The organism is Bradyrhizobium sp. USDA3516, from assembly GCF_057651995.1.
Genome location: NZ_JBYGYN010000003.1, coordinates 750,174 through 763,655 on the forward strand (window position 1 = coordinate 750,174; position 13,482 = coordinate 763,655).

Below are 13,482 nucleotides of genomic sequence, written 5' to 3' on the forward strand. Positions count from 1 at the left end.
GTTTTCACCTCTCCCCGTAAGAACGGGGAGAGGGAGAAGAATTAGATCAACCGCACGCCCGAGATCGCCGACTTCAACCAGCGCAACGCCTGCGGCGGCTGGGCTGCGAGCGGGGCTACGGCGGCCTTCTCGGTGCGGCACTTCTCGAGCTCGGCGACGAAATTGGCGGACCATTGCTGGATGGTGTGGCCGCGCAGCGTCTTCATCATCGCGTCCCAGCGCATCTTGCGCTCGGTGAGCGGCATGGATGCCGCGACCGCGATTGCGCGGGCCATGCCGTCGATGTCGTGCGGATTGACCAGCAGCGCAGCATCGAGCTCGTTGGCGGCGCCGGCGAACTTCGACAGCACCAGAACGCCGGGATCGGCGGGGTTTTGCGCGGCGACGTATTCCTTGGCGACGAGGTTCATGCCGTCGTGCAGCGGCGTCACCACACCGATCTGCGCGGTGCGGTAGAGACCCGCGAGCACCGCCTGGCTGAAGCCCTTGTTCAGATAGCGGATCGGCGTCCAGTCGACCTCGCCGTGGCGGCCGTTGACGTCGGAGACGAGGCGCGCGACCTCGTTCTGAAGATTGCCATAGGCCTCGATGCCGCCGCGCGAGGGGTTGGCGATCTGGAGCAGCGAGATGCTCCGCGCAAACTGAGGTTGCTCGGTCCAGAGCCGGTCGAATGCGCTGATGCGGTTGACGAGACCCTTGGAATAGTCGAGGCGGTCGACGCCGATCGCGAGGCGCTCGCCGTTGAGGCTGCGACGCAGGCGCGACACATCCGGATGCGAAGCCGATTTCGCGGCATAGGCGGCGAACTTCTCCGCATCGATGCCGATCGGGAACATTTCGCAGCGCGTGCGACCGTGCTGCGAGATCACGACACCGTCCTCGATGGCGAGGCCGAGCTCGGCGCCGACATAGCCGAGGAAGTTCTGCCGATCTTCCTCGGTCTGGAAGCCGAGCAGATCATAGGCCAGCATCGCGGTGATCAGCTCGCGATGGTTGGGAACGCCCTGCATCACAGCAGTGACGGGCCACGGCGTATGCAGGAAGAAGCCGATGGGATCATTGACGCCGAGCTCGCGCAGCTCGGCACCGAGCGCGAGGAAATGATAGTCCTGCACCCAGAACGCAGTCTGCGGTTTGCGGAAACGCATCAAGGCGCGCGCCATGAAGGCGTTGACCTCGCGATAGCTGACATAGTCCTCGCGCGAGACGCGGATCAGATCGCTGCGCGAATGCAACGCCGGCCACAGCGCCGAATTGGCGAAGCCTTCGTAATAACCGCCGTAATGCGCCGCCGGCAGATCCAGCGTCGCAATCGCGCCTGTCCCGAGCGCCTCGATCTCGGCGAACGGTTCCTTCTGATGGCCATCACGGACCCGGCCGGAGGAACCGACCCAGATCGCACCAGAATGTTCCACCACGGGAAGCAATGCCGCCGCAAGGCCGCCCGTCATGGGCTCGTTGGGTTTGCCGCGAGCGACGCGATTTGAAACGACGATCAAGTTCACAGGTCGTCCCCTCCTGTTCATTCCGCCCCATTTAACTGCCGTTCATCAATATGGTTCCTGATCATCGTTTCAACCAATTGAAACCAAAATCGGGCGCGTGCGTTGGAACTGGTTTCGCTCGCGGAACCCTGACATTTCCCCGCAAAAGACCGCTTTTCCGGCCCCGTTGCGCAGCATGTATCGCCGCGCACCACGGCGCTGCGACGAAGCCTTTATGTCTCGCAGGTGGCGCGGCCTTGATTCACCGCGGATCAAGCAAGCGCGCAAGGAACGCACGCACGTCCGCCGGCGCATCGAAGTGCCCGTTCACACCCATGGCGCGGCGGCCGACCGAGAACGCCAGCCCATCCATGTCGGGCATGATCGCGAACACGGTCTCATCGGTGACGTCATCACCGATGAAGATCGGACGGCGCCCCTTGAACGGTTTGTGCGTCATCAGCTCGCGCACGCCGGTCGCCTTGGTGAAGCCGGAATGCTTGATCTCGCAGACGAACTTGCCCGGCAGCACCTCGATCGGTGCACTGGGCAGCTCGGCGCGGATCAGCGAGACGGATTCGTAGATCGCCTTCTCCGCATGCGGCGCCAGGCGGTAATGCAGCGCGAGCGAATAGCCCTTGTCCTCGAGCAGGATTCCGGGGCTGAGCTTGGCGATGGCGGCGAGACGCCGCTTCAGCTCCTTGTCGAGGGGCGGTGCGTGCACGGCCTCGGCTTCATTGTCCACCGCCAGCCGCATCTCCGCGCCGTGGCCGGCGACCGCGCGGAACACGTCGGGCGCGAAGATCAGGTCGATGTCGTTGAGCGAGCGGCCGCTGACCAGCGCCAGCGCCCCGGAGGTGCGCTCGGTCAGAGCTTTCAGCGTTTCCGACAGGCCCGGCGGCACCCACACCTCGCGCGGCGTCGGCATCAGGTCGAGCAACGTGCCGTCGATGTCGAGCAGAATCGCGATTTCGTCGAGATGCGGCACCAGCGCGTGCGGCACCGGCACGGCTTCCGGCGTATCGTCCTCCGGCATGGTGGTTCGCTTCTTGTCCAACGCCATTTCTGCAAGTTCCGATTTCATCAGTCTACTCCATGAAGGCGAGCGGCCGCGCGACGTGTTCGAGCGATTTGCGCTCGGCGGCGACGGCATAACGCCACGCCACGACCGCGGCCGCGATCATCAGGACGGCCCCCAGCAAATAGCCCGCGAACACGCTCGTGCGCGATCCCGTGTCGATCAGCGCGCCGAATAGCGCCGGCCCGATCACGCCGCCGATGCCGGTGCCGACCGCATAGAATACCGCGATCGCCAGCGCACGAATCTCGAGGGGAAAGGTCTCGCTGACGGTGAGATAGGCCGCGCTCGCGGCGGGCGATGCGAAGAAGAAGATCACCATCCAGGCGATGGTCTGCCCCTGCGCGCTCAGCACACCGATCGAGAACAGATAGCCCGATAGCGCCAGCAGCACGCCCGATGCGCCATAGGTGAACATGATCATGATGCGGCGGCCGAGCGTATCGAACAGACGGCCGAGCAGCAACGGCCCGAGGAAATTGCCGGCAGCGAACGGCAAGAGGTACCAGCCGACGTGATCGGCGCTGATGCCGTAGAAATCGGTGAGCACCAGCGCAAAGGTGAAGAAGATGGCGTTGTAGAAGAACGCCTGCGCGCTCATCAGCACGAGGCCGACCAGTGCGCGCTCGCGGTACACCGAGAACAAGGTGTGGACGACCTCGGCGATCGGCGTGTGATCGCGCATCTTCAGGCGGATCTTGGTGAAGCGTCCGTCGCTCGTATCCTGGTCGTGCCCGATCACCGACCGCTCGATCCCGTCGACGATGGCATGGGCCTCGTCGGGACGACCATGAATCATCAGCCAGCGCGGACTTTCCGGAATCCACATCCGCATGAAGAGCACGACGAGGCCGAGGGCGGCACCGATCAGATAGGCCAGGCGCCAGCCGAGATCTGGCCCGATCGTTGCGGGATCGAGCAGCACGATGGCGGCGACCGCGCCCATCGCGGCGCCGATCCAGAAGCTGCCGTTGATCACGAGATCGGTCCAGCCGCGATAGCGTGCGGGCACCAACTCCTGGATCGTCGAGTTGATCGCGGTGTACTCGCCGCCGATGCCGGCACCTGTGAGGAAGCGGAACAGCGCGTAGCTCCCGACATCCCACGACAGCGCGGTTGCGGCCGTTGCCGAAAGATAGAGCGCGAGCGTGATGAAGAACAGCTTCTTGCGGCCGATACGATCGGTCAGCCAGCCGAAGCCGAGCGCGCCGAGCACGGCGCCCGCGAGATAGGCGGAGTTGGCGATGCCGAGATCGAGATTGGAGAAATGCAGAGACGAGCTCTGCTTCAGCGCCCCGGAGAGCGCACCCGCAAGCGTCACCTCGAGGCCGTCGAGAATCCAGGTGATGCCCAGCGCGAGCACGACACGGGTGTGAAAGCCGCTCCACGGCAGCGCATCGAGCCGCGAGGGAATGCTGGTCTCGACGATGCGGTCGGTCGCGGCCGCCGCCGGGACTACGGGTGCATAGTTCAGCGCTGGGCTCTGCTGCAATTCCATCGGGTTGTTGCGTCTGATCAATGGAAGCGGCCCCGCTTCACATGAGGTGGACGGGGTCGATCCGATCATCGGGGTGCGGCATTCTGCCTGCCACCTGCGACAACGTTTGCGAGGGGGCCGGGTTCCCGCGGGAACACCAGCGAGCACCGCTCGTTTCCGCTGGACCCGCAAGGAGTTGGCGCATGGCTCAGGTCAGAAAGACGACACATTCTCGAAAGAGCGGCCCGCGCAAGCCGGCACGCAAGGCAAACACCCGGCGGAGCGGGACCGCGCACAAGAGCACCAAACGCGCCACAAGGCGCTGGTCGCAGCGCGTGACGGAGGAGAGCGATGCGCTCGACCTCAAGCAAGGGGTGTTCAAGCTGACCAGCGCGAAGAAGATTGCGGCCTCGCTGAAGCGCTCGGCCGAACACAGCTCGCGACGCAAGACTGGCGCCTATCGCTCGGCGCTGTCGATGCTGACCTTCTACATCAACCGCGCCGGCAAGACGCTGCCCAAGACGCAGCGCACGCGACTGGAGCGTGCGAAGGTCGAGCTGAAGCGGGCGTTCGGAAGGGAATGAATTCACTCCGCTGTCGTTTCCGGACAGCGGAGTGTAAGGCGATAGCGCAGCCCTTCGGGGCCGCGAGCTACAGGAGCAGCGAACCTACGCGGCGCGGATGTTCGCCATGAAGCGGTCGAGCTCGGCGCGGAGGCGGGTGCTTTCGCTCGACAGCGTCTTGGCCGAGTTCAGCACCTCTTCCGAGGCCGAGCCGGTCTCGGCGGCGCCGCGGTTGACCTCGCCGATATCGGTGGCCGCGGTCTGGGTGCCCTGAGCGACGGTCTGGACGCTGCGGGCGATCTCCTGGGTGGCGGCGCCCTGCTGCTCCACCGCGCTCGCGATCGAGGTCGAGATCGACGAGATCTGGCCGATCGTCGCGCCGATCTCCTTGATGGCGGCGACCGATTCGGCGGTCGCTCCTTGCATGCCCGTGATGTGCGAGGAGATCTCGTCGGTCGCCTTCGCGGTCTGGCTCGCCAGCGATTTCACCTCGCTCGCCACGACGGCGAAGCCGCGGCCGGCTTCGCCGGCGCGGGCGGCCTCGATGGTGGCGTTGAGCGCGAGCAGATTGGTCTGCTCGGCGATCGCCGTGATCAGCTTGACCACCTCGCCGATCTGCTGTGCCGCATGCGAGAGCTTGCCGATGCGGCCGTCGGTCTCCTTGGCCTGCATCACGGCAGCCTCTGCGATGCGGCTGGAATCGCGCACCTGGCGGCCGATCTCCTCGACCGAGGCCGATAGTTCTTCCGTTGCGGTCGCGACCGACTGCATGTTGGAGGAGGCCTGCTCGGAGACGCCGGCGACCTGGCTCGACAGGCTCTGCGTGGTCTCGGCGGTGCGGGTCAGCGTGGAGGCCGCCGATTCCAGCTGCACGGCGGAGGCCGAGACGTTGGAGACGATGGCGCCGACCGCGCTCTCGAAATCGTCGGCAAAGCGGATCAGCTCGGCGCGGCGGCTTGCGGCCTGCTCGCGGTTCTGGACTTCGCTGGCGGCGGCGTCGCGCTCGGCCTTTGCGACGGCCTGGATCTTGAACTCCTCGACCGCGCCGGCCATCTCGCCGATCTCGTCCTTGCGGCCCAGGCCCGGCAGCACGACGTCGAAATTGCCCGAGGCCAGCTCCCGCATCGCCTTGCACATCGCGATCATCGGCCGCGAGATGCCGTTGCCCAGCCACAAGGCCAGCACGACGCCGATGGCCAGCCCGCCGAGCGCCAGCATCAGCATCAGCTGCTCGGTCTCTACAATGGTCGTATTGGCGCTCGCCTCGATGCGTTGCTGGTCGGCGGTGAGATCCGAACGCAGCTCGGCCGAGAGCTTGAGGATGGTCGCCGCCGTCTTGGTCATCTCGCCGTTCAGCTTCACGATGACCTTCACGTTCTCGGTCAGCTTTGCGAACGAGGCGCGGTACTGCTTCAGGAGATCGCCGATCTCCTTGACGCGATCCGTGATCTTCTGATCGTTCGCGTAGACGGAGACCAGCAATGTCTCGAGGAACTTGATCCGGGCGATCACGCCGTCGGCGGTCTTCGGCTCAGGCTTGGCGACGAAGGCGCTGACCGAGGTGGAGACCGCCAGATATTGCGAGGTGATGTCCTTGGCCGTGGTCTGCACCGAGGCGAGGCCTGCCAGCGCCGCGGTGTCGGCGAGATCGTCGAACTTGAAGCGGATCTTGTTGCCGACACTGTTGAGCTCATCGGCCGAGATCTTGCTGTTCTCGCGCGTCAGCGTGATGATCTCGCTGAAGACCTTCGTAAAGCTCTGGAATTCGGCCTCGAGCTTGCCGACCTGCTCACGGCGGGCCGCGCCGGTGGTGGCGGCCATCGACTTGGCGATCGCGCTCTTCAGATTTCCTTCAGCGGCTTTGGCCGCAGTCTCGTCGTCGGCCGCGCCGGTCAGGGTATAGGCTCGTGCCAGGCCCTGATAGGCGATCAGCTCGCGATCGACCGTCCGCGCCAGATCGGCTTCCGCTACGCTGGTGCGGTAGGAAGCCACGGCGCCTGCGATCCGCTCGAAGCCGAAATAGGCGAACGCCATGCTGACGGCGAGGATGGCGAGCACCGCCCCGAAGCCGAGGATGATTTTTGCGCGAAATCGCAGCGTTGGCAGCTTCGATTGGCGCGACTTCGATTGGCTCGATTTGGACGTGACCGACATTCCCCCACCCCATTCCATTCGCGGAAAACCAGGCGCAGCCGGGAAACAGCCCGCTTCCCGACTCGTGTGCACGGTAACCGCCAAAGGATAAGCTGCGGTAAACTTGTGGCGCCGCAACTGGCAGTTAGGTGACGTAGGGATTTGTTAAGGTGCGCTTTACTACGCCGCCCTGATGTTCGCCATGAAGCGGTCGAGCTCGGCGCGGAGGCGGGTGCTTTCGCTCGACAGCGTCTTGGCCGAGTTCAGCACCTCTTCCGAGGCCGAGCCGGTCTCGGCGGCGCCGCGGTTGACCTGGCCGATATCGGTGGCCGCGGTCTGGGTACCCTGGGCGACGGTCTGGACGCTGCGGGCGATCTCCTGGGTGGCGGCGCCCTGCTGCTCCACCGCGCTCGCAATCGAGGTCGAGATCGATGAGATCTGGCCGATCGTCGCGCCGATCTCCTTGATCGCGGCAACCGATTCGGCGGTCGCTCCTTGCATCCCCGCGATGTGCGAGGAGATCTCGTCGGTCGCCTTCGCGGTCTGGCTCGCCAGCGATTTCACCTCGCTCGCCACGACGGCGAAGCCGCGGCCGGCCTCGCCGGCGCGGGCAGCCTCGATGGTGGCGTTGAGCGCGAGCAGATTGGTCTGCTCGGCGATCGCGGTGATCAGCTTGACCACCTCGCCGATCTGCTGAGCCGCATGTGACAGCTTGCCGATGCGGCCGTCGGTCTCCTTGGCTTGCATCACGGCAGCCTCTGCGATGCGGCTGGAATCGCGCACCTGGCGGCCGATCTCCTCGACCGAGGCCGATAGTTCTTCCGTTGCGGTCGCGACCGACTGCATGTTGGAGGAGGCCTGCTCGGAGACGCCGGCGACCTGGCTCGACAGGCTCTGCGTGGTCTCGGCGGTGCGGGTCAGCGTGGAGGCCGCCGATTCCAGCTGCACGGCGGAGGCCGAGACGTTGGAGACGATGGCGCCGACCGCGCTCTCGAAATCGTCGGCAAAGCGGATCAGCTCGGCGCGGCGGCTTGCGGCCTGCTCGCGGTTCTGCACCTCGCTGGCGGCGGCGTCGCGCTCGGCCTTTGCGACGGCCTGGATCTTGAATTCCTCGACCGCGCCGGCCATCTCGCCGATCTCGTCCTTGCGGCCCAGGCCCGGCAGCACGACGTCGAAATTGCCCGAGGCCAGCTCCCGCATCGCCTTGCACATCGCGATCATCGGCCGCGAGATGCCGGTGCCGAGCAGGAAGGCGAGGACCGCGCCGAGCAGCGTGCCGCCGACGGCCAGCATCATGACCAGCTGCTCGGTCTGCCCGATGGTCGCCGCCGATTCCGAATCCAGCCGCTGCTGCTCGGCGACGAGGTCCGCCTTCATGGCGGTGGCGCCTTGCTGAATCGCGCCGGCCGAGCCGCTCATCTCCGTGACGAGGTCATCGACCAGCTTGGCGTTGGCGATCAGCTTCTCCAGCGCCTCGCGATAGGCGCCGAGCAACGCCTTGGCATCCTTCAGGCCGGCGACGATCTTGTCGTCCATCGAATAGACCGCGCCGAGCGAGTTCTCGACGAATTTCAGCCGCGCCAGCGCACTGGTGGCGATCGCCTGGTCGGACGTCAGCACGAAATTGGTCGCCGCCGCGCTCGCGGTCTGGAACTGGGCGTTGACCTGCTTGGTGCCGAACTCGATCGCCTGCGCTTCGGCGTCGGAGGCGTTGTTGCCGATGTCGTCGAGCTTGTATCTCAGGAGGTTGGCGTTGCGCTGGAGCTGGTTCTGCACCAGCAGCGCGCTGTCGCGCTTGGCCTGGAGCACCTTGGTGAAGGTCGCGGAGAAGTTGGAAAACTCCTTGGCGAGCTTGCCAAGGCTTTCCTGCCGCGCCGGCTTGGAGGCGGCCTTGACGGCCTGGTCGATGGCGCTCTTCAGGCTGGCCTCGGCATCGAGCGCCGCCTTGGCGTCGTCTTCCTTGCCGGTGACGACGAAATATTTGGCGGCCGAACGATAGGCGAGCAGCTCGCGATCGATGTTGCGGGCGAGATCGGCCTCCGACACGCTGCTGCGGTAGGATCCGACCCCGGAGGCGACCCGCTCGAAGCCGAAATAGGCGAAGGCCATGCTGCCGGCGGAGATCACCAGCACGGCGGCGAAGCCGAGGATGATCTTTGCGCGGAACTTGAGGGTCGGAAATAGTGAACGCTTCGACGTCGATGCGGTACGCCCGGACATTCCCAACCCCCAGCTCATGTTCTTGCAGCATTCTGCGGCCCGGAAGCAGCCCGCTCCGAACCATGCGCAAAATTAGGGCAGAATCCTCAAGGGGTGGTAAACCCTTGCGGTCTGCGTCCTGGGTGGAGGGCTTTCCCCCCGTGCTTATCCGGGCTTGCGCGCGACGGCTGCCGTGTTGCGGCGACCTGCAAAACGCCCTACTCTCGAATACTTATCAGGCACTTGTCGGGCACTTGGCATTAGACCAAGCGTCGAGGGAGAAACGGAGTGGGGCAAACCGATTTCCGGTTTGGCGGTGCGTCCGGCGTTGCCGTGGCCAAGTCGAAGGCCGCGAGCGTCGATGACGCCGTGGCCGAGCTGGCGGCCCAGCTCCCGTCCGACGGGCTGGCGCTGATCCTGGTGTTCCTCTCCCCCAGCTATGACCCCGATCGCTTCATCGCCGAGATCAGCCGGCAATTCGACGACACGGAGGTCTGTGGTTGTACCACCGCGGGCGAGCTTGCTCCTGACGGCTGGGACGAGAACAGCGTCGTGGCACTGGCGTTCAGCCGCGCCGACTTCTCAGCGGTGGTGCGGCCCATCTTCAACCTCGACAGCTTCCGCGTCGAGGACGGCCGCAGGATCGGCGGCGAGCTCCGGCACGAGCTGTTGCAGGCCTCGCCGCCGGTCGAGCGCGGCAGTCCCTTCGGCCTGGTGCTGATCGACGGCCTGTGCCGCCGCGAAGAAGCGGTGATGTCCGCGATCTACGCATCGCTGGACGACATTCCGGTCGTCGGCGGGTCGGCGGGCGACGGGCTGCGCTTCGAGAAGACGTTCGTGTTCTTCGACGGCAAGGCACACAGCAATGCCGCCCTCTTGATCCTGCTGAACACCTCGTTGCCGTTCCGCGTCTTCAAGTGCGACAATTTCGAGCCGCAGGCGCAGAAGATGGTGGTGACCGAGGCCGACATCGAAAACCGCACGGTCCGGGAGCTGAACGCCGAGCCTGCCGCGCAGGAATATTCGCGCGTGGTCGGCATCATGGACGCCAAGCTCGACCCGTTCTCCTTCGCCTCGCATCCGGTCCTGGTGCGCGTCGGCGGCGCCTATTACGCGCGGTCGATCCAGCGCGTCGAGCCGGATGGCTCCCTGCATTTCTTCTGCGCCATCGACGAGGGCATGGTGCTGACGGCGGCGACGTCGCGCAGCCTGGTCGGCGCGACGCGCGACACCTTCGCCGAAATCCGCGACCAAATCGGAGACGTCTCGCTCTATATCGGTTTCGAGTGCCTGTTCCGCCGGCTCGATGCCGAGCAGCATCAGCTCACCCGCGACATGTCCGAACTGTACCGGCAGAACCGCGTGGTCGGCTTTCACACCTACGGGGAGCAGTTCGGCTCCATGCATGTGAACCAGACCTTCACGGGGGTTGCGATCGGAAGGCGCCCGTCGTGACGGACATGTGGCAGGGTCCCGATGCGGTCGACCAGCTGAGGCGCGAGGCCGCCAAGCTGAGGAAGATCAATGCCGCGCTGATGTCGCGCGTCGAGCGCTCGATGGACCAGCAGCTCAACGCCTTTTCATTGTTCGAAACCGCCATTGCGCTCGACCACAAGGTTCGCGACCGGACGCACCAATTGCGCGAGGCGCTGCATTCGGTCGAGCGCGCCAATGAGGGTCTCTACCGCGCCAAGCAGCAGGCGGAGGCGGCAAGCTCGCTGAAATCCTCGGTGCTGATCTCGGTCACCCACGATCTGTTGCAGCCGCTCAACGCGGCGCGTCTGACCCTGTCCGCGCTGACGGAGATGATGGAGTCGCAGGAGGCGGGCGTGCTGATCGACCAGGCGAGCCGCTCGCTGGTGATGCTGGAGGACCTGCTGCGCTCGCTGCTGGAGATCGCCAAGCTCGATTCCGGCGCGCTCAAGCCCGACGTGCGCGCGATCGCGCTGGCGCCCCTGTTCGAGCAGCTCCGCAACGAGTTCGAGCCGGTCACCGCGCGGCAGGGCCTGTCCTTGCGCATCCGTCCCTCCCGGCTCGCGGTGACGTCGGATGCGATGATGCTGCGGCGGATCCTGCAGAACCTGCTCGCCAATGCCATTCGCTATACCCGCAGCGGCGGCGTCGTGATGGGCTGCCGGCCGCGCGGCGGACGGATCTGCGTCCAGGTCTCCGACACCGGACCCGGGATTGCGCAGGCGCAGCAGGAGGCGATCTTCCGCGAATTCCAGCGCGGCGATGCCAATGCGGCCGACCAGGCCGGCTTCGGGCTCGGCCTCTCCATCGTCCGCCGCTTCGCCAGCGAGCTCGGGCACGAGGTGCGGCTGTCGTCGCAGCTCGGCAGGGGATCGACCTTTACCCTGGAGCTGGAGCCGGCCGACCTCACTGACGTCGCCGACGAGGTGCAGGAGGTCGCGCCCGCCGCGCGGCACTACGATTACAGCGGGCTCGAAGGCGCCAAGATCCTGCTGATCGAGAACGATCCGAACGGCTCGGAGGCGATGGCCGCGCTGCTGGAGGGATGGGGCTGCGACGTCGCGACCACGCGATCGGGTGGGGACGCGCTCGTGCGCCTCAGCGAGCTCGGCGGCGCGCCCGATGTCGTGATCGCCGACCTCCATCTCGATCACGGCGAGAGCGGCCTTTCGGCCATCACCGAGGTGCGGGAGCATTTGAAGCTCGACACGCCCGCCATGATCATCACGGCCGACTATTCCGAACTGGCGGTGAAGCAGGCGAGCCTCCAGGGCCTCGAAGTGCTGAAGAAGCCGATCAAGCCGGCCGAGATGCGGGCGCTGCTGTCGTTCCTGCTGAGCTGAAGCGCGCAACCAAAGTCGCAAAACAACCCCATGCACAGTACCGGTAGCATCTTACAGCATGTTATGGCTCTGACATGTCAATGAATACCTGCCGGCTGTGACGCGCCCCGCATGGCCAAAAGCGGCAAATCAGATCACTGCTGATCCGGCGGGGCATGCTCGCGCCGTGCCGGAGCCCCCTCGCCGGCCAGGGTCGCGAAATCGATCCGGGACATTTCGACGATGGCCTTGGTGCGGCTGAGCACGTTGAGCTTGCGCAGGATGTCGGAGACGTGGACCTTCACCGTGGTCTCGGAGATATTCAGCTCGAAGGCGATCTGCTTGTTCTGCAGGCCGCGCTTGAGCATTTCGAGCACGCGCAATTGCTGCGGCGTCAGCTCGTGCAGGCGTTTCAGGAGGTCCTGCGCCGGGCCGGCGGCGCGTTGCGGGCGGACCAGGGCGCGATAGGCGGCAGGGACACAGACCGCGCCGCGCAGCACCTCGCCGATCGACTGCGCCAGCTCCTGCTTCGAGGACGATTTGAGGATGTAGCCGGAGACGCCGAGCGACAAGGCGCCGGCCACGATCTGCGGATCCTGATGCCCCGACACGATGACGACGGGAATCCTCGGAAAGGCCTTGCGGATGCGGATGATGCCGGAAAGGCCCGTGGTGCCCGGCATCGACAGATCGAGCAGGATGAGGTCGAGCTCGGCAGCCGCCGCGGCCTGCTCGAGCGCACCGTCGATCGACGTCGCCTGAAGGATCTCGGCCGCCGGCGCCACCATCTGGAGCGCGCCCTCGAGGGCCTCGCGAAACAACGGATGGTCTTCGACGATCAGAAATCGCATCACGCGTGAGCCATTCCTGGTTGATTGGCCGGATGATCGACGGGTTCGACGCCGAAACGAGCATGGCGCAGCCGGACCAGGCCGGCTTGATTCAGATCAAGCAGGACATCGCGCATCATTGCGGCCGCCCTCGGTCGGCCCGCGCATAGGGCCGGGCCTTGGGATCCGGCAGGTCAACCTTGCCGATCTCGATGATCGCCTTGTTGCGGCTGAACAGGCCGAGCTTGCGTAAGATTTCGGTGATATGCGCCTTCACCGTGGATTCGGCGAGCTGAAGCTCCTGGCCGATCTGCCGGTTCGGATAGCCGCACCGCAGCAGTTCGAGCACGCGAAGCTGCTGCGGCGTGAGCTCGCGCAGCTTGACCTCGAGCGCCTTGCTGGCCTCGGCCCGGCGCCGCTGCGACGTCGCCACGAAATCCTTCGGCACCGACACCGATCCGTTCAGCACGCCCTCGATCGATTGCGCGAGCTCGCGCTTCGAGAGCGACTTCGGCAGAAAACCGGCGGCCCCGAGCTCCAGCGCCTCGCGGACGACGCGCTGGTCCTCCTCGCTCGACACGATGGCGACGGGCAGGCGCGGATGGGCCTCGCGCAAGCGCAGAAAGCCGGAGAAGCCGGTCGCATCCGGCAGCAGGAGGTCGAGCAGCGCGAGGTCGATGCCCTCGCCCTGCTCGGCCGTCAGGATGTGAAGGGCGTCCTCGATCGACATCGCTTCGAAGATCCGCGCCTCCGGCAGGGCCAGCCGCACCGCATTGCCGAGCGCCTCGCGAAACAGCGGATGATCGTCGATGATCAGGAAGCTGGTCATGGCGCCTTCACAGGACTGCACCGCCGAATGCTGCACCGTAGGGGCATCCGCCGCCCTAGCGGAAGGGGCGGAACCATCGGGCATCCGTCCGGCA

10 protein-coding genes are annotated in these 13,482 nt (G+C 65.7%); 3 read left to right on the forward strand and 7 right to left on the reverse strand.

Features of this window, described 5'->3' with window-relative positions; all coding sequences use genetic code 11:
* Positions 1-41 precede the first annotated feature (41 nt).
* The 3 genes from AC24YW_RS13785 to AC24YW_RS13795 form a co-directional block, all read right to left on the reverse strand.
* Positions 42-1,505, reverse strand: a complete 1,464-nt coding sequence (locus tag AC24YW_RS13785) for a trehalose-6-phosphate synthase (protein WP_487483231.1) — start codon at positions 1,503-1,505, stop codon at positions 42-44.
* 241 nt (positions 1,506-1,746) lie between these two features.
* Positions 1,747-2,568 carry a trehalose-phosphatase gene (gene otsB / locus AC24YW_RS13790; RefSeq protein ID WP_487483232.1) on the reverse strand — a complete coding sequence of 274 codons (822 nt, stop codon included), beginning with the start codon at positions 2,566-2,568 and terminating at the stop codon, positions 1,747-1,749.
* 4 nt (positions 2,569-2,572) lie between these two features.
* Complete coding sequence (locus AC24YW_RS13795) at positions 2,573-4,060, reverse strand: MFS transporter (RefSeq protein ID WP_487483314.1); 1,488 nt, start codon at positions 4,058-4,060, stop codon at positions 2,573-2,575.
* Between the two features lie 182 nt (positions 4,061-4,242).
* Between AC24YW_RS13795 and AC24YW_RS13800 the strand changes: the two genes are divergently transcribed.
* A complete protein-coding gene (locus AC24YW_RS13800; protein WP_487483233.1) occupies positions 4,243-4,623 on the forward strand; it encodes a DUF3175 domain-containing protein in 381 nt (126 codons plus the stop codon).
* An 84-nt stretch (positions 4,624-4,707) separates the two neighbouring features.
* On the opposite strand, the gene AC24YW_RS13805 is transcribed toward AC24YW_RS13800, so the two are convergent.
* Together AC24YW_RS13805 and AC24YW_RS13810 are read right to left on the reverse strand one after the other, a co-directional pair.
* Positions 4,708-6,756, reverse strand: coding sequence for a methyl-accepting chemotaxis protein (locus AC24YW_RS13805; protein WP_487483234.1), 2,049 nt, complete (start codon positions 6,754-6,756; stop codon positions 4,708-4,710).
* Positions 6,757-6,915: 159 nt separating this feature from the next.
* Complete coding sequence (locus AC24YW_RS13810; RefSeq protein ID WP_487483235.1) at positions 6,916-8,955, reverse strand: methyl-accepting chemotaxis protein; 2,040 nt, start codon at positions 8,953-8,955, stop codon at positions 6,916-6,918.
* 267 nt (positions 8,956-9,222) lie between these two features.
* Here AC24YW_RS13810 and AC24YW_RS13815 point away from each other — a divergent pair, with 267 nt between their 5' ends.
* Positions 9,223-10,389, forward strand: a complete 1,167-nt coding sequence (locus AC24YW_RS13815) for an FIST N-terminal domain-containing protein (RefSeq protein ID WP_487483236.1) — start codon at positions 9,223-9,225, stop codon at positions 10,387-10,389.
* A 5-nt stretch (positions 10,390-10,394) separates the two neighbouring features.
* Entirely contained in the window at positions 10,395-11,750 is a 1,356-nt protein-coding gene (locus AC24YW_RS13820; protein ID WP_487483315.1) for a hybrid sensor histidine kinase/response regulator, read from the forward strand.
* A gap of 134 nt (positions 11,751-11,884) precedes the next feature.
* Here AC24YW_RS13820 and AC24YW_RS13825 read toward each other — a convergent pair whose 3' ends face one another.
* Positions 11,885-12,580, reverse strand: coding sequence for a response regulator (locus AC24YW_RS13825; protein WP_487483316.1), 696 nt, complete (start codon positions 12,578-12,580; stop codon positions 11,885-11,887).
* A 115-nt stretch (positions 12,581-12,695) separates the two neighbouring features.
* Positions 12,696-13,388, reverse strand: coding sequence for a response regulator (locus tag AC24YW_RS13830; RefSeq protein ID WP_487483237.1), 693 nt, complete (start codon positions 13,386-13,388; stop codon positions 12,696-12,698).
* Positions 13,389-13,482: the final 94 nt, after the last annotated feature.

Bases quoted from the DNA above. Each gene is read 5' to 3' on its own strand.
- AC24YW_RS13800 (WP_487483233.1), top strand. From the start codon at position 4,243: ATGGCTCAGGTCAGAAAGACGACACATTCTCGAAAGAGCGGCCCGCGC.
- AC24YW_RS13825 (WP_487483316.1), bottom strand. From the start codon at position 12,580: ATGCGATTTCTGATCGTCGAAGACCATCCGTTGTTTCGCGAGGCCCTC.
- otsB (WP_487483232.1), bottom strand. From the start codon at position 2,568: ATGAAATCGGAACTTGCAGAAATGGCGTTGGACAAGAAGCGAACCACC.
- AC24YW_RS13830 (WP_487483237.1), bottom strand. From the start codon at position 13,388: ATGACCAGCTTCCTGATCATCGACGATCATCCGCTGTTTCGCGAGGCG.
- AC24YW_RS13795 (WP_487483314.1), bottom strand. From the start codon at position 4,060: ATGGAATTGCAGCAGAGCCCAGCGCTGAACTATGCACCCGTAGTCCCG.
- AC24YW_RS13820 (WP_487483315.1), top strand. From the start codon at position 10,395: ATGTGGCAGGGTCCCGATGCGGTCGACCAGCTGAGGCGCGAGGCCGCC.
- AC24YW_RS13810 (WP_487483235.1), bottom strand. From the start codon at position 8,955: ATGTCCGGGCGTACCGCATCGACGTCGAAGCGTTCACTATTTCCGACC.
- AC24YW_RS13805 (WP_487483234.1), bottom strand. From the start codon at position 6,756: ATGTCGGTCACGTCCAAATCGAGCCAATCGAAGTCGCGCCAATCGAAG.